This is a genomic window from Xenorhabdus khoisanae (genome assembly GCF_001037465.1).
Lineage (GTDB): Bacteria > Pseudomonadota > Gammaproteobacteria > Enterobacterales > Enterobacteriaceae > Xenorhabdus > Xenorhabdus khoisanae.
Genome location: NZ_LFCV01000145.1, coordinates 15,912 through 37,914 on the forward strand (window position 1 = coordinate 15,912; position 22,003 = coordinate 37,914).

At 43.5% G+C, this 22,003-nt stretch carries 20 protein-coding genes; 14 read left to right on the forward strand and 6 right to left on the reverse strand.

The genetic code is table 11. The features are described 5' to 3' along the window. Positions 1–141: 141 nt before the first annotated feature. Genes AB204_RS17735 through AB204_RS17765 form a run of 7 tightly spaced genes read left to right on the forward strand, consistent with a single transcriptional unit; the run spans position 142 to position 6,039 of the window. Entirely contained in the window at positions 142–624 is a 483-nt protein-coding gene (locus tag AB204_RS17735) for an MSMEG_0572/Sll0783 family nitrogen starvation response protein (RefSeq protein WP_047964709.1), read from the forward strand. 29 nt (positions 625–653) lie between these two features. Next, the gene (locus AB204_RS17740; protein WP_047964710.1) at positions 654–1,646 is read left to right on the forward strand and encodes a Nit6803 family nitrilase; all 993 of its coding nucleotides are present in this window, start codon (positions 654–656) and stop codon (positions 1,644–1,646) included. 36 nt (positions 1,647–1,682) lie between these two features. Continuing rightward, positions 1,683–2,762 carry an MSMEG_0568 family radical SAM protein gene (locus AB204_RS17745; protein ID WP_047964711.1) on the forward strand — a complete coding sequence of 360 codons (1,080 nt, stop codon included), beginning with the start codon at positions 1,683–1,685 and terminating at the stop codon, positions 2,760–2,762. Positions 2,763–2,774: 12 nt separating this feature from the next. Beyond that, positions 2,775–3,338: an MSMEG_0567/Sll0786 family nitrogen starvation N-acetyltransferase gene (locus AB204_RS17750; RefSeq protein WP_047964712.1), complete on the forward strand. Its 564-nt coding sequence runs from the start codon at positions 2,775–2,777 to the stop codon at positions 3,336–3,338. Continuing rightward, positions 3,338–4,396, forward strand: coding sequence for a sll0787 family AIR synthase-like protein (locus AB204_RS17755; protein ID WP_200898264.1), 1,059 nt, complete (start codon positions 3,338–3,340; stop codon positions 4,394–4,396). Before AB204_RS17750 ends, AB204_RS17755 begins: the two co-directional genes overlap by 1 nt. Before the next feature lie 11 nt (positions 4,397–4,407). Beyond that, entirely contained in the window at positions 4,408–4,698 is a 291-nt protein-coding gene (locus AB204_RS17760) for an MSMEG_0570 family nitrogen starvation response protein (protein ID WP_047964713.1), read from the forward strand. 12 nt (positions 4,699–4,710) lie between these two features. After that, the gene (locus tag AB204_RS17765; RefSeq protein ID WP_047964714.1) at positions 4,711–6,039 is read left to right on the forward strand and encodes an MSMEG_0569 family flavin-dependent oxidoreductase; all 1,329 of its coding nucleotides are present in this window, start codon (positions 4,711–4,713) and stop codon (positions 6,037–6,039) included. Between the two features lie 126 nt (positions 6,040–6,165). Here AB204_RS17765 and kdsA read toward each other — a convergent pair whose 3' ends face one another. From kdsA to hemA, 5 genes are all read right to left on the reverse strand, one after another. Continuing rightward, entirely contained in the window at positions 6,166–7,020 is an 855-nt protein-coding gene (kdsA, locus tag AB204_RS17770) for a 3-deoxy-8-phosphooctulonate synthase (RefSeq protein ID WP_047964715.1), read from the reverse strand. Positions 7,021–7,127: 107 nt separating this feature from the next. Beyond that, entirely contained in the window at positions 7,128–7,937 is an 810-nt protein-coding gene (gene sirB1, locus AB204_RS17775) for an invasion regulator SirB1 (RefSeq protein ID WP_047964716.1), read from the reverse strand. Continuing rightward, positions 7,921–8,781 (reverse strand): peptide chain release factor N(5)-glutamine methyltransferase, encoded by an 861-nt coding sequence (prmC, locus tag AB204_RS17780; RefSeq protein WP_047964717.1) that lies wholly within the window; start codon positions 8,779–8,781, stop codon positions 7,921–7,923. Before prmC ends, sirB1 begins: the two co-directional genes overlap by 17 nt. Then, positions 8,781–9,863, reverse strand: coding sequence for a peptide chain release factor 1 (prfA, locus tag AB204_RS17785; protein WP_047964718.1), 1,083 nt, complete (start codon positions 9,861–9,863; stop codon positions 8,781–8,783). Before prfA ends, prmC begins: the two co-directional genes overlap by 1 nt. 30 nt (positions 9,864–9,893) lie before the next feature. Continuing rightward, positions 9,894–11,156, reverse strand: a complete 1,263-nt coding sequence (hemA, locus tag AB204_RS17790) for a glutamyl-tRNA reductase (RefSeq protein WP_047964719.1) — start codon at positions 11,154–11,156, stop codon at positions 9,894–9,896. 325 nt (positions 11,157–11,481) lie between these two features. Between hemA and lolB the strand changes: the two genes are divergently transcribed. The 5 genes from lolB to AB204_RS17815 all read left to right on the forward strand — a co-directional run bounded on the left by lolB (position 11,482) and on the right by AB204_RS17815 (position 19,037). Next, a complete protein-coding gene (gene lolB, locus AB204_RS17795) occupies positions 11,482–12,099 on the forward strand; it encodes a lipoprotein insertase outer membrane protein LolB (protein ID WP_047964720.1) in 618 nt (205 codons plus the stop codon). Next, positions 12,099–12,974, forward strand: a complete 876-nt coding sequence (ispE, locus tag AB204_RS17800) for a 4-(cytidine 5'-diphospho)-2-C-methyl-D-erythritol kinase (RefSeq protein WP_047964721.1) — start codon at positions 12,099–12,101, stop codon at positions 12,972–12,974. The genes lolB and ispE overlap by 1 nt, the downstream gene beginning before the upstream one ends. 59 nt (positions 12,975–13,033) lie before the next feature. Next, positions 13,034–13,981, forward strand: coding sequence for a ribose-phosphate diphosphokinase (gene prs, locus AB204_RS17805; protein ID WP_152671572.1), 948 nt, complete (start codon positions 13,034–13,036; stop codon positions 13,979–13,981). A gap of 784 nt (positions 13,982–14,765) precedes the next feature. Next, positions 14,766–16,769, forward strand: a complete 2,004-nt coding sequence (locus tag AB204_RS17810; protein ID WP_047964723.1) for an autotransporter domain-containing esterase — start codon at positions 14,766–14,768, stop codon at positions 16,767–16,769. A 285-nt stretch (positions 16,770–17,054) separates the two neighbouring features. Continuing rightward, positions 17,055–19,037, forward strand: coding sequence for an autotransporter domain-containing esterase (locus AB204_RS17815; protein WP_047964724.1), 1,983 nt, complete (start codon positions 17,055–17,057; stop codon positions 19,035–19,037). Positions 19,038–19,152: 115 nt separating this feature from the next. On the opposite strand, the gene ychH is transcribed toward AB204_RS17815, so the two are convergent. Beyond that, positions 19,153–19,428, reverse strand: coding sequence for a stress-induced protein YchH (gene ychH, locus AB204_RS17820; protein WP_047964725.1), 276 nt, complete (start codon positions 19,426–19,428; stop codon positions 19,153–19,155). A gap of 273 nt (positions 19,429–19,701) precedes the next feature. Between ychH and pth the strand changes: the two genes are divergently transcribed. Continuing rightward, a complete protein-coding gene (gene pth / locus AB204_RS17825; protein ID WP_047964726.1) occupies positions 19,702–20,292 on the forward strand; it encodes an aminoacyl-tRNA hydrolase in 591 nt (196 codons plus the stop codon). A 111-nt stretch (positions 20,293–20,403) separates the two neighbouring features. Beyond that, entirely contained in the window at positions 20,404–21,495 is a 1,092-nt protein-coding gene (gene ychF / locus AB204_RS17830) for a redox-regulated ATPase YchF (RefSeq protein ID WP_047964727.1), read from the forward strand. Positions 21,496–22,003 lie beyond the last annotated feature (508 nt).

The following is a 22,003-nucleotide window of genomic DNA, read 5'->3' on the forward strand; positions in this document are numbered from 1 at the left end:
TTTTAATAAAAATTAACTACTATTTTTCAATCAGATAAAGATAACGCCCCTTCCCCCAATATAACTTGGCACAGCTTTCGCAATAACACAGAAAGAATACATATTGATTCCTTCCAAAATAACATTGAACTAGGAGCTGCTATGCCAAAAGTAGATATCGAACAATATAAAGATGGCGATTTTCTTGTTGATTATGAAGAAAAAGTGTTTGAGGACGTCAAAGCCCTGCCGGGTGAAAAAGCATTAGTGACTTTCCATACCGTTGCGTTTGAAGGATCAATTGGCCTGATCAATGTATTGCAGGCAAAGCGTCTATTACGTAAAGGCTTTGAAACCAAAATCTTACTTTATGGCCCAGGTGTGCAGTTAGGTGTACAGCGCGGTTTTCCAACTTTAGGCGCGGAAGCTTTTCCGGGTCATTTGGCCGTCAATAATCAATTGAAAGCCTTTATGGAAGAAGGTGGTGAAGTTTATGCCTGCCGTTTTGCGTTGCAATCGATGTATGGTCAAACCGAAAAAGCGCTTATTCCGGGAATTCGTCCGATTAATCCATTGGATGTGATGGATTTGAAACTGCTGATGCGTCGTGACAATGCCTTAATCATTGATACCTGGACTGTTTAAGTAAGTCTTAACTCTAAGGGAAATAAGACATGAACAGAATCATTAAAGCTGCCGCAGTGCAATGTAGCCCGGTACTTTATAGCCAATCCGCTACCGTAAAAAAAATCTGTGACATTATTTCAGAGCTTGGAAAACAAGGGGTACAGTTTGCCGTTTTTCCTGAAACCGTTGTGCCTTATTACCCTTATTTTTCCTTTGTCCAACCCCCACTTGCCATGGGTAAAGAACATTTAAAATTATTGAATGAATCCGTGGTTGTGCCTTCCGAAGCAACTTCAGCAATTGGTCAGGCCTGTCTTGAGGCCAACATGGTAGTGTCGATCGGCATTAATGAGCGTTCAGGCGGTACGATTTATAACGCACAACTGTTATTTGATGCTGATGGCTCAATTATTCAGCATCGCCGCAAAATTACCCCAACTTACCACGAACGAATGGTATGGGGACAAGGTGATGGCAGCGGTCTGCGTGCCATTGATTCTGCGGTGGGACGTGTTGGTTCGCTGGCATGTTGGGAACATTACAACCCACTGGCTCGTTTTGCCTTGATGGCAGATGGTGAGCAAATTCATGCTGCCATGTTTCCTGGTTCGTTGGTAGGACAAGTCTTTGCCGATCAAATCAGCGCAACCATTCAACACCATGCTCTGGAGTCTGGCTGTTTTGTGGTCAATGCCACCGCATGGCTGCACCCCGAACAGCAACAGCAAATTATGCAAGATACCGGCTGTCACATCGCACCAATTTCAGGAGGATGTTTTACCGCCATTGTTTCCCCCGAAGGCAAGTTTTTAGTTGAGCCGCTCACGCAAGGTGAAGGTTATTGCATTGCCGATCTGGATTTCAGCTTGATTGATAAACGCAAACGCATGATGGATTCGGTTGGGCATTACAGCCGCCCCGAATTGTTCAGCTTATTGATTGATCGTCGTCCAACACGTGTATTGCACGAACTGAAAGTTGAAACATCAGAGCAAAGCCATCTCGAAAAACTTTCAACATTTAATGAAGCACATGTCTGAACCGCATTGATTAAACACCAATAATAGGGAATCAGGATGTCTACTATACAATTATTGACCGATTTGCAATGTCATGGTCTGAAATGGGAAGGCGATTTTGGCTTATCCCGTAAAGGTGGCGCAGGGCCAAGCGACCATAAGGCACTGAGCCTTAACGGGCAGACCATGATGATCCCGGTGCGGAACCTTATGGCACAAGAGTCACCCTACACTGCAAAGCCTGAACCTTACTCCGACAAGGTGACTGTCTTTAAAAACCGAATTCCTGTAGCAACATTAACTGCACCTGCACGACCACGTTTTTATGATTTAAAAACGGCCGAAGGTATTGCCTATGAGCAAATTGCAACCTTACATAGCCATGATGTATTGGCAACGACTGTGTTACAGCATTGCATTCGGATGAATGACAAGGCAACGGCATGCCAATTCTGTTCAATTGATCAGTCTATAAAAAATGGGCGAACATTGATTCGCAAGCACCCGAAACAATTGGCAGAAGTCGCCAAAGCAGCCGTTGAGCTGGATGGTGTCAAGCAAATGGTGATCACCACGGGTACACCAAATACGGCAGATCGTGGTGCCAAAATTTTATATGACTCGGTTAAAGCCATTAAGGCTCAAGTCGATTTGCCAATACAGGTACAGTGTGAACCTCCCGATGATTTTGCATGGTTTCAGCGTTTAAAGGATGCGGGCGCTGTGTCGATCGGGATGCACCTTGAAGCAGTAAATGAACGTGTACGGCAGAAGATTATGCCCGGCAAGGCCGAAGTTTCATTGGAAATATATTTTGCCGCATTTGAAGCAGCCGTTGCGGTGTTCGGCCGGGGACAGGTCAGTACCTACATTCTGGTCGGTTTGGGTGACACCGAATTAGAAATCGTAGAGATGACCGCCAGACTTACGAAAATTGGGGTGTATCCATTTGTCGTACCATTTGTACCGATTCAAGGAACTCCATTGGAACATCATCCTAAACCTAATCCGGCTTTTATGCAGTCGCTTTATCCGAAAATCGGGCAACAACTCAAACTACATGGTTTGAACTCGGAAAATACACAGGCAGGCTGTGCCAAGTGTGGCGCTTGCTCTTCGCTGAAAGCGTATGAATAAGGGGAATGTGGTATGGAACTTTCTCGCTATTCCTGGCTTCTTCAGCTAAATGAAGGAATGAAAAAATCGCTTGGCGATAATATTGTTATCAAGATTGTGTCGGAAGATTGGGAGCTTCAGCAATATTACCGTTTACGTGAAGCGACTTTTCGCGATGAACAGAAAATCTTAAAAGAAGATCGTGATGAACACGATGTTAAGGCATTGGGCATTATCGCCATTAGAAAAATGTTTGGTGAGCATGAGCGTGTGATTGGTGCCGTGCGCATCTTTCCTGATGGCGAACAAACGTGGTATGGCGGGCGCTTATGCGTAGACCCTTTATATCGACGTCACCATACCATTGGTAAAGCGCTAATCAATGTCGCGGTATCAACTGCCAAAAACTTAGGATGCCGTACTTTCTTAGCCACTGTGCAAAGTCAGAATGAACACTATTTCCAAAGATTGTATTGGGATAGCTTGCGTCAATTGACGATTGCCAATATTCCACATGTATTGATGCAGGCTCAGATTGAAAACTATCCGTTACAGCATATCCCGATGCAAATCTGCATGCAGAAGGAGACGTGCTGATGGAACTCAATCAATTACTCGAAATACTAAAACATACACCCGCAATGCAGTCCAAGCAGGCAATTGCTCACTGTTTTTCAACTAATATAGTTTTAGACAATGTAACTTGTCATGTGGATTCATTGGACAGCTTATACGCCTACCCCGGAGATGACACAGCGGCAGTGTCGTTAAACGGTCAATATATATTGCATGCCTGTGAAGGTATGTTGCCGAATTTTGTAACCCATTATCCTTATTTTGCAGGATGGTCAGCCGTCATGGCGAATATCAGTGATATTGCAGCAATGGGCGGTCGGGCGTTGTCAGTGGTGAACAGTCTCTGGCATACCAGTAATGAATCTGCCCAGCAATTAATGCATGGCATGCAGGATGCTTGCCATGCTTACGATGTGCCATTGGTCGGTGGACACTCTCATCTTGGGGCAGCTTATCAGCCCGCTTTATCCGTGGCAATTCAAGGCATGGCGCGAAAATTACTCTCAGTGTTACATGTTAAACCCCAACAAAAAATTCTGATTGCTTTAAATCTACAAGGGCAATTCCACCCCGATACCACTTACTGGAAATGCTTTGAGCACGTATCTGGCCGCATTTTACAGTCACAAATTGCTTTGCTGCCGCAATTAGCAGAGAAGAATCTGGCTTATGCCGCCCGTGATATTAGTAATGCCGGTATTTTAGGTAGTTTATTGATGCTGCTCGAAGGCACAGCATCGGGAGCACGTATCAATTTAGATGCGATTCCTAAACCTGATGATGTGGAATGGTTTCAATGGCTGCAAATTTTCCCCAGTTTTGGTTTTTTACTCACTGCTGATGCAAACAAATGTGAAGAAATCATCAGACTGTTTCACAGTCAGGATATTGCCTGCACGGTGATTGGTGAAACCAATAACAGTGGTGTAATTACAGTGCAACAGCAGGAACAGAGCAGCATATTTTGGGATTTTCACCGCCAGATATTTACCGGCTTTTGCTACGCCAACCTTCTAAAAAAACGCGCCTTAGAAAAATCACAGAGTAAACCCATACAGATTGAGACTAAAAGTCGGTAGGAGCCTATGTTATGCCCAGCGTAAATTTTACTGTGAAGTGGCCTGATGGAAAGCTGATTCAATATTACTCACCTTCAACGGTGATTTATGAATACCTATTCATTGGTCAGCGTTACTCAAGTACGCAGTTTTTACACCAAGTTGAAAATGGTCTGCTTGCCGCATCGGAAAGAGTACGTGCACGTTATGGCTTTACCTGTAGTTCGGCCATGGACAATCTGGCGATGATCAAGTCCCAAGCCAGAGTCTTCGGGCTAAATCCGGAAGATCAAATTGAAGTCATTGAAATGACGAATAAATGAGAAGGATGTTCCATGTTAAATACTCAAAATCAAATATTGCGGCCAGATTATGATGTGGTCATTGTTGGTGGTGGTCAGGCAGGCTTATGTATCAGTCACTATTTGCAAAAGGCAGGCATTGACCATGTCGTATTAGAAAAAGAATCCGAGTTAACCCATAGCTGGCGTCGTAAACGTTGGGATAATTTTACCTTGGTGACACCTAACTGGCAGTGTCTGTTGCCAGAACACCCTTATCAGGGGCAAGACCCTGATGGCTTTATGAAGAAGCATGAAATTGTGGAATATCTCGATGAATTTATTGAAAAAATAAACCCTCCTGCCATTTTAAATATTCAGGTAGAACATATAAAAAAAGTGGCAGAACAAAAGTTTGTCATTGAAACTAATCACGGCACAACTACAGCCAAACAACTCGTTGTCGCGGCAGGTGGATATCACACTCCGATTTATCCCAAACTCAGCGATACCTTGCCTGAACATATAAAAGTGATGCATTCGGAAGAATATTTGAATGTAAATCAACTACCTGAAGGTGCGGTGTTAGTGGTCGGATCAGGGCAATCCGGCGCACAGATTGCCGAAGATTTACATTTGGCAGGCAAAAAAGTTTACTTATCGACAGGTGACGCACCACGTTGTGCCCGATTCTATCGCGGCAAAGATGTGGTGAAATGGCTGTTTGATATGGGTTATTACGAAACTACTGCCAAAGAGCATCGTTATAGTGAAGAAGTCCGTAACAGTACCAACCACTATGTCACAGGGCGTGATGGCGGGCGTGATATTGACCTGCGTCAATTTGCCTTAGAAGGTATGCAACTGTTTGGTCGTTTTGATGACTTTAAAGATGGTCAACTCTGGTTCAGAGCCGATTTATCAGAAAATCTGGACCTCGCCGATGCCACTTATAATCGCATTAATGCCTCAATTGATGAATATTTGGATAAAAACAATATTACAACCGATGAGTCTGCATCAGTGTATCAGCCTGTTTGGCATCCTGAGCAGGAAATCACACGCATTGATTTGGCAAAAGAAAATATTACTTCAGTGATTTGGTGTATCGGTTTCAGACCAGATTATTCATGGATTGATTTAGATATTTTTCAAGCCAACGGTTACCCAAACCATGATCGTGGAATTACCCTTGATCCGGATGTCACGTTTATTGGTTTGCCGTGGTTATATACATGGGGTTCCGGGCGTTTTCTGGGGATCGATCAGGACGCTGCCTATGTAATGCAGCATATTGAGCGACGAATTCGCATCAGTGCAAGGGCTGGGAAACATAGTTCAGAAAGTGGCAATGTTGTTTTCGAAACGGGCTTAGTGCCCTGAACGTCATTCAGGCAACCTGCCGTATTGTAAGTGAAGCGCGCCACAAGCTGGAAAACAAAAAAATCAGCGGTTACAGGGTGAGTTGCCTGTAACCGCATCATCAAGAAAATCCGGCGAATTCAGGAATTATTTGCTGGTATCCAGTTCCGGGAAACTTTTTACTACATCATCAATCGCTTTCATCTGCATCAGGAAAGGTTCCAGTTTTGCCAGTGGCAGTGCTGATGGGCCATCACATCTCGCATTTTCTGGATCAGGATGAGATTCAAGGAACAATCCCGCAATTCCTACTGCCATACCGGCTCGAGCCAGTTCAGACACTTGCGCACGACGACCACCAGAAGCGGCTCCGAATGGATCACGGCATTGCAATGAGTGAGTAACATCGAAAATTACAGGTGAGCCATTAGTAGCCTGTTGCATTACACCAAAGCCCAACATATCAACCACCAGATTGTCATAACCAAAGTTACTGCCACGGTCACACAGAATGATTTGATCGTTGCCACCTTCTTTAAATTTTTCAACGATATTTCCCATCTGTCCCGGGCTGACAAACTGAGGTTTCTTGATGTTAATGACGGCCCCTGTTTTTGCCATTGCTTCAACCAGATCGGTTTGACGAGCAAGAAAAGCAGGAAGCTGAATAACATCAACGACATCTGCAACAGGCTGAGCTTGCACAGGTTCATGTACATCAGTGATGATTTTCACACCGAAAGTTTGTTTCAGTTCCTGAAAGATTTTCATTCCTTCTTCTAAACCCGGCCCACGATAGGAATGGATAGAAGAACGGTTAGCTTTATCAAAAGACGCTTTGAAAACATAAGGGATGCCCAGTTTTTGCGTTACGGTCACATAGTGCTCACAAATACGCATGGCCAAATCCCGTGATTCAAGGACGTTCATACCACCAAAGAGTACAAAAGGCAGATCATTTGCGACCTTGATGTCACCAATATTAACCACTTTCTGTTGCATGCTTATACCTTCGCTTGTTAAGGGTAAATAAATTTGCTGTATCTATAAAAATAAACAGGTCACTGAGAAATCTCGCCTTATGAAAACATTAATGGAAAACAAATACATTAATGAAGAACAATCAGCCCCCGCTCAATGGAGTTAATCTGCATTTTTATCATTTCTGAGATAGGATCCTCAGGGCAGTGCTCCACAAAATAGCGCAAATCCGAAACAGCAATGTGATTGCAGTCGAGTTGTGCATAGATAAGCCCCCGGTCGCGGATTTCATATGGATCATCGGGGTCAAACATCAGCACAATTTCGCTGGCCTTGAGAGCTAACTCCATTTTTTTCTCTTCCATCAGGGAAACTTTGATGGTGTCAGTGACTTTACGCACAATGCTGATATTATCCGCTTCCTGTAAGTCTTTCTTTTCCAGACGAATAGTTGGCCCAATATTGCCTTTCAACCAGACATCAAGTGTATGTTCGTTGAGCGTATCGCCATTCATGGGATTAATGTACCATGCTGGTTCATCAACTAAATCAGCCCGTAAGATCAGCTGTGTCGGGAATATAATAGGCTGTACTGGCAAATCCAGCGCCTGAGCAATATGTGAAAATAGCGTCCCCAATGCCACGGGTGCCCCCTGGCGTGAATGCAGTACTCTATCCAACCACAGGGTATCAGACAAACAATACACGCCATTTGCCCCGCCGAATTTCCATTCGCGGTAAAAAAGTGACAACAATAACTGCAATTTTACTTTGGTGTCGGTAATAGAAGAAAGTTTCTGCCGGGCTTCTTCAACCAATGCAGCTAACTGTTCAGTCACCAACTTTTGAGGAAAATCAGCACGAATGGTCCGTGTTACTAGAATAATACCGTCAATCAGGGGAGCATTATTGAATTCATAATTAACTATGGTTTTCATTTTTATTCCATCGACCTACCGTAATACGTTCGTTACCGCCATAATCCTGAAAAGTTGCTATCTGCTGATAACCTTTTTCCCAAAATAGGTTTCTGACAACGATTCCCTGTTTCCAGCCATGTTCCAATAACAGCCATCCGTTTGGTAACAGGAAGTGGCGAGCCTGCTCCACAATTGTCTGCAAATCTGCCATGCCATTTTGGGCAGCGATCAATGCAGTGGTCGGTTCAAACCTGACATCTCCTTCACGCAGATGAGGATCAAGCTCATCAATATACGGAGGATTACTGACAATCATATCAAATTGTCGACCCGCTACCGCAGAAAACCACGCACTTTGTAAAAAATTCACATTGTGAAAAGACAGTTTTTCCGCATTTTTTTCAGTATTGTGTTTCGCCAGTGCCACTGCATCGGGGTTAATATCGACCCCTGTTACGTGACAATCATGTCGCTCACTGGCCAGAGCCAAGGCAATTGCTCCCGTTCCCGTACCAAGATCCAAAATCTGGGCGGGTAAATTGGGCAACAATTCCAATGCCTTTTCAACTAGGCATTCCGTGTCAGGGCGTGGAATCAGGGTCGCTGGTGATACAGAGAGAGGCAATGACCAGAATTCACGCTCACCCACAATATAAGCAACCGGCTCCCCCTGAATGCGGCGAGCCAGCAAGGCTTCTAGCTGGTAAGCTTCTTCTGCCGAAATTGGTGTTTCATTGAATGCAATTAAATAAGTGCGGGAGCGCCCTGTCACATGTTGCAACAAAATTTCCGCATCGCGTTTAGGGCTGTCACTTTCGGTCAACTGCATGGCCGCATGCTGGAGCCAATATTGATAATTCATCAATCCTGCTCTGATAATGCAGATAATTGGTCTGCCTGATATTCGGTAATAATAGGCTGGATAAGCATATCCAGTTTGCCTTCCATTACTTCTTCAAGACGGTATAACGTTAGGTTGATGCGATGATCGGTAACTCGCCCTTGTGGGAAGTTATAAGTTCGGTTGCGATCTGAACGGTCGCCGGAACCGAGCAGATTGCGACGCTCAGAAGCCTCGGCTTCCTGACGTTTTTGTGCCTCGGCAGCACGGATGCGCGCAGCAAGCACAGACATCGCTTTTGCCTTGTTTTTATGCTGGGAACGTTCATCCTGACATTCTACGACAATGCCGGTTGGCAGGTGGGTAATTCGAATGGCAGAGTCAGTGGTATTGACGTGCTGACCACCCGCCCCAGAAGAACGAAACGTATCAATTTTCAGATCACCGGGACTGATTTCCGGTAATTCTGCTTCAGGGATTTCCGGCAAAATAGCCACAGTACAGGCCGACGTATGGATACGTCCCTGAGATTCTGTTTCTGGTACACGCTGAACACGATGACCACCTGATTCAAATTTCAAGTGACCATAAACTTGCTCACCAGAAACTTTGGCAATAACTTCTTTGTATCCACCATGCTCGCCCTCATTGGCGCTCATGATCTCTACTTTCCAGCGGCGGGATTCTGCATAACGGCTATACATGCGGAATAAATCTCCGGCGAATATCGCAGCCTCATCCCCGCCGGTTCCTGCACGAACTTCCAGAAAACAATTGCGCTCATCATCCGGATCTTTAGGCAATAACAGCACCTGTAATTGCTGTTCTAACTCTTCATTACGAATTTTTGCGTCTTTGAGTTCTTCCTGCGCCATTTCCCGCATTTCGGGATCATCAAGCATCATCTCGGCTGTTTCGATATCATCCTGAACGCTTTTCCAAGCTTTAAAACAGTTAGTCACATCAGTAAGTTGAGCATATTCCTTTGATAATGCACGAAAACGCTCCTGATCAGCGATCACCTCAGCATCGCCGAGATGAGCCAAAACTTCTTCATGGCGTTCTTGTAATGCTTCCAATTTAGCGACAATAGAAGGCTTCATTCGTAATATCAGACCTTATTTAGAATAGGGTTAGTTATGATCCAGCCCAAGGCTGTCCCGTAATAGATTCAGGCGTTCCAAATCGCCATCACTGGCAGCCTGTTGGAGAGATTTAGTTGGTGTATGAATCAGACGATTCGTCAATTGGTGAGTCAATTGGTTAATGATCTGTTCAGCATCAGCACCCTGTTTTATGGACATTAATGCTTTTGCCGTCATTTCAGCCCTGATTTTCTCTGCTTGTTCCCGATATTCGCGAATTGTATTAACTGCCCCCTGAGAACGCAACCAATCCATGAAGTGGCTGCTTTCTTGTTGCACAATGCCTTCTGCGACAATGGCTGCGGCTTTACGTTGAGCGAGGTTTTGTTGAATGATGGCCTGTAAGTCATCAACACTGTACAGATAAACATCACTTAATTTTTCAACATCCGGCTCAATATCACGGGGAACGGCGATATCAATCAGCAACATCGGCTGGTTGCGACGTACTTTCAACGCCCGTTCAACCATACCTTTACCAATAATCGGCAATGGGCTGGCGGTGGAACTGATCACAATATCAGCTTCAGCCAACCGGGTATCGATATCCGGCAGGGAAATAACTTCGGCATTAACTTCACTGGCAAGCTTCTGCGCCCGCTCTTTCGTGCGGTTGGCGATCATCATGTGACGCACCCCATGTTCTTTAAGGTGACGTGCTACCAGTTCAATCGTTTCCCCTGCTCCCACCAGCAGGATAGACAGTTGAGAAAGAGATTCGAAAATTTGCCGGGCAAGTGTACAGGCCGCAAACGCCACAGAAACGGCATTTGCACCAATTTCTGTTTCTGTTCTGACCCGTTTGGCGACCGAGAAAGATTTTTGGAACAGGCGTTCCAACTCTCCTGATAGGGACTGATAATTTTGCGACTCAGCGAATGCTTTCTTCACCTGCCCAAAAATCTGAGGTTCTCCCAAGACAAGGGAGTCGAGACCACTGGCGACTCGCATTAAATGACTGACAGCTTCATCATTCAAATGCCAGTAGAGACTTGATTTCAAGTCTTCAGGATTGAGCTGATGATACCTGCACAGCCAATTAATTAACTGTTCTTTAAAATTATCCTGCTGTTCAACACTGAGATAGAGCTCTGTGCGGTTACAGGTTGACAGCACAACACCGCCCCGCACCAGAGGTTGCCGGAGCAAGTCATCAAGTGCAAGCCCTATCGTGTCAGGAGAAAAGGCTACCCGCTCACGTAAAGAAACAGGCGCTGTTTTATGGTTGATACCAAGTGCTAATAAAGTCATTTTAACTGCGTTGAGTTATCACAGGGATCAAATTCATGATGATATTAATAACTATTCTCATAAACTCACACCCTTCATAAGGACTCTCATTGGATGGGCATTTTACTTGATGCGTCAGTGCAATAAAAGTCAATCAGACAGTTATGCGATAATTATTCGAGAATTCTTACCAAATTTTCGCTAAATTAGCCTCTTGATTATAGACTTGGATGGCATGCCCTATACCCGATACTTAATACCCGATACTTAATACCCAATACCTATACCCAATAAATGTCCCGATAGATTTCAAGCTTCAGACTCTCCTATTGCCAAGGGTTACCTTATGAAAATGTCTTCGTTTTTTCGCTTGCTTCCCCTCTCCGCTGCCCTACTGACTGCCTGTACAGTCACGCAACCTCCCACAGGCACCGGATCAGCGGATACCCCACAATGGCATGCCCGCGAACAAAAATTGCAAAAATTAGAGCATTACCAGACCCGAGGCTCTTTTGCTTATCTGGCAGATGAAAAAAAAGTGTATGCCCGTTTTTTCTGGCAACAATATTCGCATGATAATTATAAATTACTGCTGCTAAATCCATTGGGTACGACTGAGTTAGAGTTATTCGTCAAACCCAATATGATTCAGCTCACTGATAATAATGGTAAAAAATATCTCAGTGATGACCCGGAATCCTTGATTTACCAGCTTACCGATATGAATATCCCTCTGGATAACCTTAAAAATTGGATTATTGGTTTGCCCGGTAATGCCAAAGATTTCCAACTGGATGCGAATTACCTGCTTAAATCCGTAAGTGATCAACAAAATGGTGAAATTTGGCGGGTAAATTATCAGGGATATGATACATCCACGATCCCAGCCTTGCCTAATCGCCTGGAACTCACGCAAGGAAAAAACCGCATAAAACTAAAGATGGATAATTGGACAACGCAATAATGACTTTAACCTGGCCTTCCCCGGCAAAATTGAATTTATTTTTGTATATTACAGGGCAACGCCCTGATGGTTACCACGAACTGCAAACGCTGTTCCAATTTTTGGATTATAGCGATGAAATCACCATTACCCCCCGTCAGGATAATCAAATTCGCCTGCTAACCCCTGTTGAAGGAGTAGCCCATGATGATAATTTGATCGTGCGGGCTGCCCGATTATTGCAGCATCATTTAAAAACACACCAAATGGGCGCAGAACTTCTGGGGGCTGATATCCACATTGATAAATGCCTGCCTATGGGAGGGGGATTGGGTGGCGGTTCTTCCAATGCCGCAACAGTTTTAGTCGCCCTGAACTATCATTGGCAAGCCCACCTGTCCGATGACGAACTGGCACAACTGGGGGTTAGCCTTGGCGCGGATGTTCCGGTCTTTGTCAAAGGTCATGCTGCTTTTGCCGAAGGTATTGGAGAAAAACTTCAACCCGCCTCACCGGAAGAAAAATGGTTCCTGGTTGCTCACCCCGGGATTGAAATCTCAACCCCGACGATCTTCACAGATCCTGAATTAAAAAGAAATTCTCCGATTCGTGCTCTACCCGCACTATTACAGGCACCATTTGCAAATGATTGTGAGCCAATCGCAAGAAAACGTTTTCGTAAGGTTGAACAGCTTCTTTTATGGCTGTTAGAATACGCACCGTCACGCCTGACCGGAACTGGTGCATGTGTTTTCGGCGAGTTCGAATCTGAAGCATCGGCCCGTAGGGTGTTAAATCAAGCCCCAGAGTGGATGCAGGGCTTTGTTGCGCGTGGTGTTAACATTTCTCCGTTGCATAAATTCCGCTCTGGGATAACTGTGTTATTGAACCAATGAGCAATGTTTGTTTGATTGGTCAACAATATCTCTCTGGACGCAAGCCTGAGGTTTATCCCGTGCCCGATATGAAGCTTTTTGCTGGTAATGCTACACCTGAACTAGCACAACGTGTTGCTAACCGCCTGTACACTAGCCTGGGAGACGCTGCCGTCGGTCGTTTCAGCGACGGTGAAGTCAGTGTTCAAATCAATGAAAATGTACGCGGTGGTGATGTTTTCATCATCCAGTCCACCTGTGCACCAACCAACGACAACCTGATGGAATTAGTCGTTATGGTCGATGCCTTACGTCGTGCTTCTGCTGGCCGTATTACCGCTGTTATTCCTTACTTCGGTTATGCCCGTCAGGATCGCCGTGTTCGTTCAGCTCGTGTACCTATCACAGCCAAAGTTGTCGCGGACTTTTTGTCCAGCGTTGGAGTAGACCGTGTTCTCACTGCTGATCTGCACGCCGAGCAGATCCAGGGCTTCTTTGATGTTCCGGTTGATAATGTATTTGGCAGCCCAATCCTTCTGGAAGATATGCTCCAGCAAGATCTGGAAAACCCGATTGTTGTCTCTCCGGACATCGGTGGTGTTGTCCGTGCCCGTGCGATTGCCAAACTGCTGAACGATACAGATATGGCTATTATTGATAAACGTCGCCCACGTGCAAACGTTTCTCAAGTTATGCATATCATTGGTGATGTTGCTGGCCGTGATTGCGTTCTGGTTGATGACATGATCGATACAGGCGGCACACTGTGCAAAGCGGCTGAAGCATTGAAAGAGCGCGGAGCGAAGCGGGTATTTGCTTATGCAACCCACCCTATTTTCTCCGGTAATGCAGTGGAAAACATCAAGAACTCTATGATCGATGAATTTATTGTCTGTGACACCATTCCTCTGTCTGATGAGATCAAGGCGTTGAACAAAGTGCGTACTCTGACACTGTCCGGCATGCTTGCTGAAGCTATTCGCCGTATCAGCAATGAAGAGTCTATCTCTGCTATGTTTGAGCACTAATGTTTAAAGTTTAACGTTGAAATTAAGCGTTAACTTATTCAAGTGATTAAATAACTCATTGCCTAAGAAACCCCGTTGCTGCGGATGCAGCAACGGGGTTTTCTGTTTATTTTACATCCTATCAATTAATACTTTCATCATAAATTAATAACTATTATTAATTTTAATTCACTGAAAATAATTAACTATATCAATCGGTTAACCATTTCACCATCAGCTCTTTTCAAAACATTTTATTGCGGAATTTATCAACAATAAAAAGAATCATCTTCTGCAAATATAATTTGTTATCTGGTACGTCCAGTTGCCAAAGCTTCTAACAATACTGGTGTCGCTGAAAAGTTACTGATAACCTGTGAAGCGGTTGATGACGGCAACTTTTTTTACTTGCCAATATCAATCGAAGATATTATTTACAAACTAAGAAATAAATATTATTAATGTGAACAGATATCAGCATTGAAAACTAAAGTGATGGATTTTTTCTTGTTGAATCCAATAAGGCCATATTTTCACAGGCCATGCTCGGGGAAATATTTAAACGCGGAATGTATTAACACATCACATATATATGAAAAATTCGAATCAATATGGAATATCTTTCACAGGGAACCATACTTAATCCAGGACAGTCATTATCAATTAGTTAGCTGTCTGACTTAAATTTATTTTGAATATCCAATACATCAGCATCTCTTGTTTCATTAAAGGAGAGGCGCCGGATGCTTTTCATTCAAAAGCGATATGCTGATCAATAAAAAAACTACTTTTAAGGAGAATGCCAATGAAAAAGGCATTTTTATTTACACCTGCACTGTTAGCGCTTTCAATCAATGCCGTTTCTACTGCCCATGCTTATAGCCAAGTTTATGTTTATGGTGATAGTTTGAGTGATGGTGGGAATAAAGGAAGATATACGACAGATCAAAAACAGATATATGCTGAGTATATCGCTAAACACATTACGAGGACTGACCTAACTAACTCTATCGATGGAGGGACTAATTATGCCCAAGGTGGTGCTACTTCTATTTTTATCAAGGGATATAGTGACAAAGATCTAACTACACAACAGCAGGTCGATGATTACCTGAATAAACATAATAATAAAGCTGATTCTAACGGTATTTATATTCACTGGGTCGGTGGTAATGATATTGGCGCTGCTTTAGTCGCTGCTTTAAAAGACAAAGACCCCAAAAAAGCTGGAGAGATTGTTGGAACCAGTGCAAAAGCCACCGTTGTTCAAATCAAACAACTTATAAATGCAGGTGCAGGTAACGGATTAATGATTATTCCCACTGTTCCTGATGTTGGCACAACACCAGAGTTACTGGAAACAGTTCTAACGAGTGGGTTAAACGATAAAAGAGTTCCTCCGGAAAAGATAGATCTTGTTTTAAAACAAGTCCATGCAGAAATTAACAAGCATGAAATCCCCAATGATGCAGCTCGCGATATTGCTCTGAAAAAAGTTTTTCATGAGATGGGTCTGAAAGCTGAAAAACTTATTACTGGAGCATCCGCCAAGGAAGTTGAAAAAGAGCTTACAGAAGGTTACGAAGCAGCCAGCAAAACGGCTAAAAATCTCACAGACAGCTATAACGAACAGATAAACAACCTGATAAAGGAAGAACTCAGTCAAACCAATGCTAATATCATGCGCATTGATACTAATGGTCTGTTACGTGAAGTCATTGCCAATCCTCTGATTTATGGCTTTCAAAATACGTTAGGTTATGCCTGCCCACAAGGTAAATCCGCTGCTAAATGTACCTCCAAATCTCCAGGATTTACTGGGGACAAAAAATTTGTATTTGCAGACAACAAACATCCAAGCAAGTTGGCACAAAAAATAGAAGGCCAGCTCATTGTTTCCAGTATCAACGCCCCATCACAAGTTATGACACTGACTCAAGTTAACCGTGCGCCGGTTAAAAGTGCACTCTCCTCACTTGACGGTCACCTGCAACAATTGCGCAGTAGCGGCAATACACTCGGTAAAACCAGTGTCTTTGGCGGCTTCACTGGCGTCCGGGATAAAACTTTTACATTGGGTAGCGATTATCAGTTGATAGATAACCTGCTCTTGGGCGCCATGTACTCTAACTATAAAGAAGAGCGCTCTCCAGTTTCTAACTTCACTTATGAAGGCCGCGGCCATATTTTTACCGCTTATGCGCTGTGGAACTATTATGACAACGGCTGGCTCAGTGGCGATGTCCATTATTCACGTACCAAATATGACAGCCTGACCCGTACCATCCAGCTTGGCGAAGCCACACGCAGAGAAACCGGCTCAACCACAGGTAAACAGCGGGGAGCGCGCATTACTGCCGGATGGGACATTCCTGTCACCAACTATCTGACCACCAGCCCCATTATCCAGTATGCCTGGGACAAGGGTGATATCGACGGTTATCGTGAATCCGGCAACAATAGCAGTTCTATGAACTTTAGTGATCAGAGCTATACTTCCAAAGTTGGTACACTGGGTTGGCGAGTGGATACTAATCTGGGCCGTTTCAACCCTTACGCTTCAATTCAGTTTAACCACCAATTTGGTGACACTAAATATAAGCTACGCAGCGGCATGAATACTGATCCCACCAAGTCTTCTTTTGTGCAGGAAAGCGGCAAACAAAGCACCAATTGGCGTCAATATACTGTCGGCGTGAATGCAAACCTGACCAGTAAACTGCGTGGTTTTGCTTCTGTGACCCGTAATGACGGCAATGCTCAAGATCCTAACTATAACTTTAGCTTAGGCATCAACGCGAGTTTCTAATTCTGTATAGATAAGACGATGTAATCGAATCATCGAAAAACAGACACAGACGATTCAATAATAAACGCAAGGCAGCAATATCACTGTCTTGCGTTTTTATTTTCTCTTCGTTTAGCATTCATATAAACATACCAACTTCATGTTGACTCTTCATATAGGTAGATAAAAGTAGCATCGAACTTGTCCTGAAATATCAAAAAATCAATCAATCAACCCTCAACTAAAGCTAATAAATAGTGAACAAAAAGATAAAAAATAGTGAACCATTCTTTCTGGAGAACGAGGATGAAAAAAACATTTTTTTTAATATCGACCACGACAGCATTTTTATTTAACTTCATTACACATGCCCATGCTTATGACAATGTATATGTTTTTGGCGATAGTCTAAGTGATGGCGGTAATGTAGGAAGATTTACAACGGATGGAGAAAATTCAGAACTCTATGATGAATATATAACACGTAAAGTCACCGGAAAAAAACTAACCCCATCCAACAATGGTGGAACTAATTACGCACAAGGTTGTGCGACTGCCAATGGTGCATTAGCAGGATGGTGTGTCTTCCTGAAGAATACGACACAAAAGCAGGTCGATACTTACCTAAAAAACCACTCTGGGCGAGCAAGTCCTGATGCTCTATATATACATTGGGTAGGGGGAAATAATATCGCTGAAGCTTTGGATTTTGTAGCAAAAGGTGATAAAAAAACGGCACAAAAAATTATCAATGATAGTTCCGCCTCCGCGGCATCACAGATCAATCAACTCACTAAGGCTGGCGCTGATTTGATTATTGTACCGAATGTCCCTGATATTGGTACAAGCCCCAAAATTATGGAAGCTGTATTACAGGGGGCCTTGGAAAAGAGCAAAATTCCTGATGAAAAAATTAAACGGATTCTGAAACAAACCCACCAGGCTCTCAGTAAATACCCTACACCGAATGCCGCTACCCGGCGTCAAGTTATTGAGGGTGTTTTTAAAAAGATCGCTGAAAACGCATCTCCCCAAGATCCAAAAAAAGCTAAAGAAATCTATCGACAACTAATTGAGGCCTATGATCAAAACAGCAAAATTGCTTCCCAATTGTCTGCTGAGTACAACCAAAAAACAGAAGATCAGCTCGGTAATGGTAATATTCTCCTTGCTGATACCAATCTCCTCTTACGAGAGGTGATTGAAAACCCAACTATTTATGGCATTGACAATACCCTTGGTTATGCTTGCCCACAAGGCCAATTGGCCATGGATTGTTCTTCTTCTGACCCCAAGTTTGATAAAAGCCAGTCATACTTGTTTTCTGATAGTTTCCACCCGACACCTGAAGTGCACCATGTCCTCGGTCAGTACATTATGTCAATCTATAGCGCTCCGCTACAAGTGATGAGGTTGAATTATACCAATCGTATCCCCGTTACAAACGCCTTAAACTCACTTGACGGGCATCTGCAACAACTTCGCAATAGCCATAACGCCCAAGGTAAAGTAGGTGTATTCGGTGGTTACACAGGCAATAACAATACCACTCTCATATTAGGCAGCGATTACCAACTAACAGATAACCTACTATTAGGAGCAACCCTTTCACATTATCGTGATGAACAAGATTTAACTCCAGATTTCAATTATGCGGCTGCGGGTCATGTCGTAACAGCTTATACACTATGGAACTACAACAACAACGGTTGGTTAAGTGGCGATTTCCATTATTCGCGCACCCATTACGATAATCTGTCACGTTCTATTCAACTTGGTAAGGCCACACGCAGGGAATCAGGTTCAACCACCGGCAAGCAGTGGGGTTGGCGGATCACAGCAGGCTGGAATATCCCTGTCACTGATTATCTGACCACCAGCCCAATCATCCAATATACTTGGGATAAGGGTAGTATTGATGGCTATCGTGAACCTAATAACAACAGTACCTCTATGCATTTTGGAAATCAGCACTACACGTCCAAAGTTGGCTCGATTGGCTGGCGGGTAGACACGCAATTAGGTCGTTTCAATCCTTACGCTTCTATCCTGTTCAATCACCAATTCGACAATGAACGCTATACACTTCGCAGTGCGATCAATTCAACTAAAAGAACTTTCGTTCAACGGGAAGCACAACAAAATAGAAACCGTTTTCAATACACAATTGGGGTTAATGCCAACCTGACTAATAATTTTCGTGCATTCGCAGCCGTATCACATGAAAAAAGCAATAACACATCGAATCATAACTATGATTTAAGTCTCGGTTTCAATATCAGATTTTAAGATGTGAAACACAGAATAAAACCAGAAAAAATGCGAAAGAAAATCCACAGACAGGATAAGGCGGTAACAAAGTTCCGCCTTATCCAAACTCATTAGATTTCAACATTTGAAACAATCACGGATGCCTGTACTTTTTACGACGATAACGCCCATCATAATTCTTCAGCCACCAATATTTGTCAGTAACCTGTTCCCGACCGCCAATATTGGCACCTGCCAACCAAATGAACGCGCCAACAAATAATCCCATTAATGCAATGCCTGACAGTAATTCAGATTGCCCGAAACTGAAAATATGACTGAACAATACATAAGCCAAACTGATAAGCATTGCCGACATTCCCAATCCCATGAGAATATTGCCAAAAACAAACGCCTTTTTACGCCTCATAACCAACCTCCAATACTTTTTGTGAACGCGAATGCGTAAAAACAACGAACTCAAAAGCACGAAAGTAGATATCTTCTTTTGTATTAATTATAGCCTTGTGATTTAAAAGGTTATTGCGGCCTTGATCACAAGCCGTACAAATTTAGTCCTAATCTTTTACATTTCATTGAAATAATATTTATTAAGAACACTATTAATGAATTTTGTACTCAAGCCTTGAGATGGGTAAACTACCCCTCTTTTTGTTTTATTGCCAATAAGCGAATCTAAACTGTGAGTAACATAAAATTAATCGTTGGCCTGGCAAACCCCGGTGCTGAATATGCACAGACCAGACATAATGCCGGAGCATGGTTTGTCGATTTGTTAGCACAACGCCATAACCAGTCTCTGAAAGAAGAGAGTAAATTTTTTGGCTACACAGCCCGCATCAACATCAACGGACAAGATATTCGCCTGCTGGTGCCCACAACTTTCATGAACCTCAGTGGCAAATCCGTCCTTGCCCTTGCAGGTTTCTATCGCATTCAACCAGATGAAATTCTGGTGGCCCATGATGAGTTGGATCTCCCCCCCGGTGTAGCAAAAATGAAATTGGGTGGCAGCAATGGCGGTCATAATGGTTTGAAAGACATCCAAAACAAGTTCGGCAATAACCCTAACTTTCATCGCCTGCGTGTTGGTATCGGTCATCCGGGGGACAAAAACAAAGTCGTGGGTTTCGTACTTGGCAAACCGCCTGCCAGCGAGCAAAAGCTGATTGACGATGCCATTGATGAAGCATTGCGCTGCACCGACATCCTCATCAAAGATGGCATGTCCAAAGCGATTAATCGTCTGCATGCATTTAAAGCCAGTGCCTAGCTGAGAGTGCGTGGCGCAGCCGACTATTGCGTGTATAATGGCGCCAATTTTGTATAACTCACCGACAGGCATATGCTCGTTGGTTTATAAGTGATCTAAGGTGATAAATTTATGGGATTCAAATGCGGTATCGTTGGCCTGCCTAACGTTGGGAAATCTACATTATTCAATGCGCTGACCAAAGCAGGTATCGAAGCAGCAAACTTCCCGTTCTGCACTATCGAGCCAAACACAGGTGTTGTGCCGATGCCAGACTCACGTCTCGACCAACTGGCTGAGATCGTCAAACCACAGCGCATACTGCCAACCACGATGGAATTCGTGGATATTGCTGGTCTGGTAAAAGGTGCTTCAAAAGGCGAAGGTTTGGGTAACCAATTCCTGACCAACATCCGTGAAACAGAAGCTATCGGCCATGTTGTACGCTGTTTTGAAAATGACAACATCATTCACGTTGCTGGTCAGGTTGATCCTGCTGCTGATATTGACGTTATCAATACTGAGCTGGCGCTGTCAGATCTGGATACTTGCGAACGCGCTATCCAACGTGTACAGAAGAAAGCCAAAGGTGGCGATAAAGATGCCAAAGCAGAGCTGGAAGCGTTGGAAAAATGTCTTCCTCACCTTGAACAAGCCGGCATGCTGCGCTCTTTAGACTTGAGCGTGGAAGAAAAAGCCGCTATTCGTTATCTGAGCTTCCTGACGCTGAAACCAACCATGTACATTGCCAACGTCAATGAAGATGGTTTTGAGAATAACCCATACCTTGATACCGTCCGTGCCATTGCGGAAGCTGAAGGTTCGGTTGTTGTTCCTGTTTGTGCTGCCATTGAATCCGATATCGCAGAACTGGAAGACGCTGACCGCGAAGAATTCATGGCTGAACTGGGTCTGGAAGAGCCAGGTTTGAATCGTGTTATTCGTGCGGGCTATCAACTGCTGAATCTGCAAACTTACTTTACTGCTGGTGTAAAAGAAGTCCGTGCCTGGACTATTCCAGTCGGCGCGACAGCTCCACAGGCTGCGGGTAAAATCCACACCGATTTCGAAAAAGGCTTTATCCGTGCCCAAACGATCGCATTTGAAGATTTCATTACTTACAAAGGCGAACAAGGCGCGAAAGAAGCCGGCAAAATGCGTGCAGAAGGGAAAGAGTACATCGTTAAAGATGGCGATGTGATGAACTTCTTGTTTAACGTCTGATTTGTTTTAGCTGCCCTAAAGTCTGAACAGAATAATCTGAATTTGAAAACCGCCATTTGTATATTCATTTCTATGTAAAGAATATGCAGTGGTGGTTTGTTTTTACTAAGTATTTATCAAGCAGTTTGTCCAAAAACCAGTTTAATCTCTTTTTTGTCGTATAAAATGGATATTTCCAACCATATAGTAAGCTTCATTGTGTAGTAAAAGCCGTTTTGTAACATCGAGAAATACCACCTTACAAGCCTCCTCAACGTTCAATCACATCTCTACATCTAATTGATATTAGATAGTTATTATTTCAATAAGTTATTTTCAGTTTTAAAAATGATCTAATGTTCACCTTCTGGGCGTTTATTCATCAAAAACTACCTGTTTTCATAAAACACTAACTAAGATTATCAAAAAATAACTAAGTGGAAATAAGAGGTAGATATGATCACAACATCATCACAAAACCAAAAACTCAATGACACTGAAAATGAAATACTGAAAGTATGTCAAGAAG

Excerpts from the sequence above, each read along its gene's own strand:
- AB204_RS17765 (WP_047964714.1), top strand. The coding sequence starts at position 4,711 with ATGTTAAATACTCAAAATCAAATATTGCGGCCAGATTATGATGTGGTC.
- AB204_RS17750 (WP_047964712.1), top strand. The coding sequence starts at position 2,775 with ATGGAACTTTCTCGCTATTCCTGGCTTCTTCAGCTAAATGAAGGAATG.
- prmC (WP_047964717.1), bottom strand. The coding sequence starts at position 8,781 with ATGAATTATCAATATTGGCTCCAGCATGCGGCCATGCAGTTGACCGAA.
- hemA (WP_047964719.1), bottom strand. The coding sequence starts at position 11,156 with ATGACTTTATTAGCACTTGGTATCAACCATAAAACAGCGCCTGTTTCT.
- AB204_RS17810 (WP_047964723.1), top strand. The coding sequence starts at position 14,766 with ATGAAAAAGGCATTTTTATTTACACCTGCACTGTTAGCGCTTTCAATC.
- AB204_RS17745 (WP_047964711.1), top strand. The coding sequence starts at position 1,683 with ATGTCTACTATACAATTATTGACCGATTTGCAATGTCATGGTCTGAAA.
- sirB1 (WP_047964716.1), bottom strand. The coding sequence starts at position 7,937 with ATGAAAACCATAGTTAATTATGAATTCAATAATGCTCCCCTGATTGAC.
- AB204_RS17735 (WP_047964709.1), top strand. The coding sequence starts at position 142 with ATGCCAAAAGTAGATATCGAACAATATAAAGATGGCGATTTTCTTGTT.
- ispE (WP_047964721.1), top strand. The coding sequence starts at position 12,099 with ATGACTTTAACCTGGCCTTCCCCGGCAAAATTGAATTTATTTTTGTAT.
- lolB (WP_047964720.1), top strand. The coding sequence starts at position 11,482 with ATGAAAATGTCTTCGTTTTTTCGCTTGCTTCCCCTCTCCGCTGCCCTA.
- ychF (WP_047964727.1), top strand. The coding sequence starts at position 20,404 with ATGGGATTCAAATGCGGTATCGTTGGCCTGCCTAACGTTGGGAAATCT.
- prfA (WP_047964718.1), bottom strand. The coding sequence starts at position 9,863 with ATGAAGCCTTCTATTGTCGCTAAATTGGAAGCATTACAAGAACGCCAT.
- AB204_RS17755 (WP_200898264.1), top strand. The coding sequence starts at position 3,338 with ATGGAACTCAATCAATTACTCGAAATACTAAAACATACACCCGCAATG.
- AB204_RS17740 (WP_047964710.1), top strand. The coding sequence starts at position 654 with ATGAACAGAATCATTAAAGCTGCCGCAGTGCAATGTAGCCCGGTACTT.
- AB204_RS17815 (WP_047964724.1), top strand. The coding sequence starts at position 17,055 with ATGAAAAAAACATTTTTTTTAATATCGACCACGACAGCATTTTTATTT.
- ychH (WP_047964725.1), bottom strand. The coding sequence starts at position 19,428 with ATGAGGCGTAAAAAGGCGTTTGTTTTTGGCAATATTCTCATGGGATTG.
- kdsA (WP_047964715.1), bottom strand. The coding sequence starts at position 7,020 with ATGCAACAGAAAGTGGTTAATATTGGTGACATCAAGGTCGCAAATGAT.
- AB204_RS17760 (WP_047964713.1), top strand. The coding sequence starts at position 4,408 with ATGCCCAGCGTAAATTTTACTGTGAAGTGGCCTGATGGAAAGCTGATT.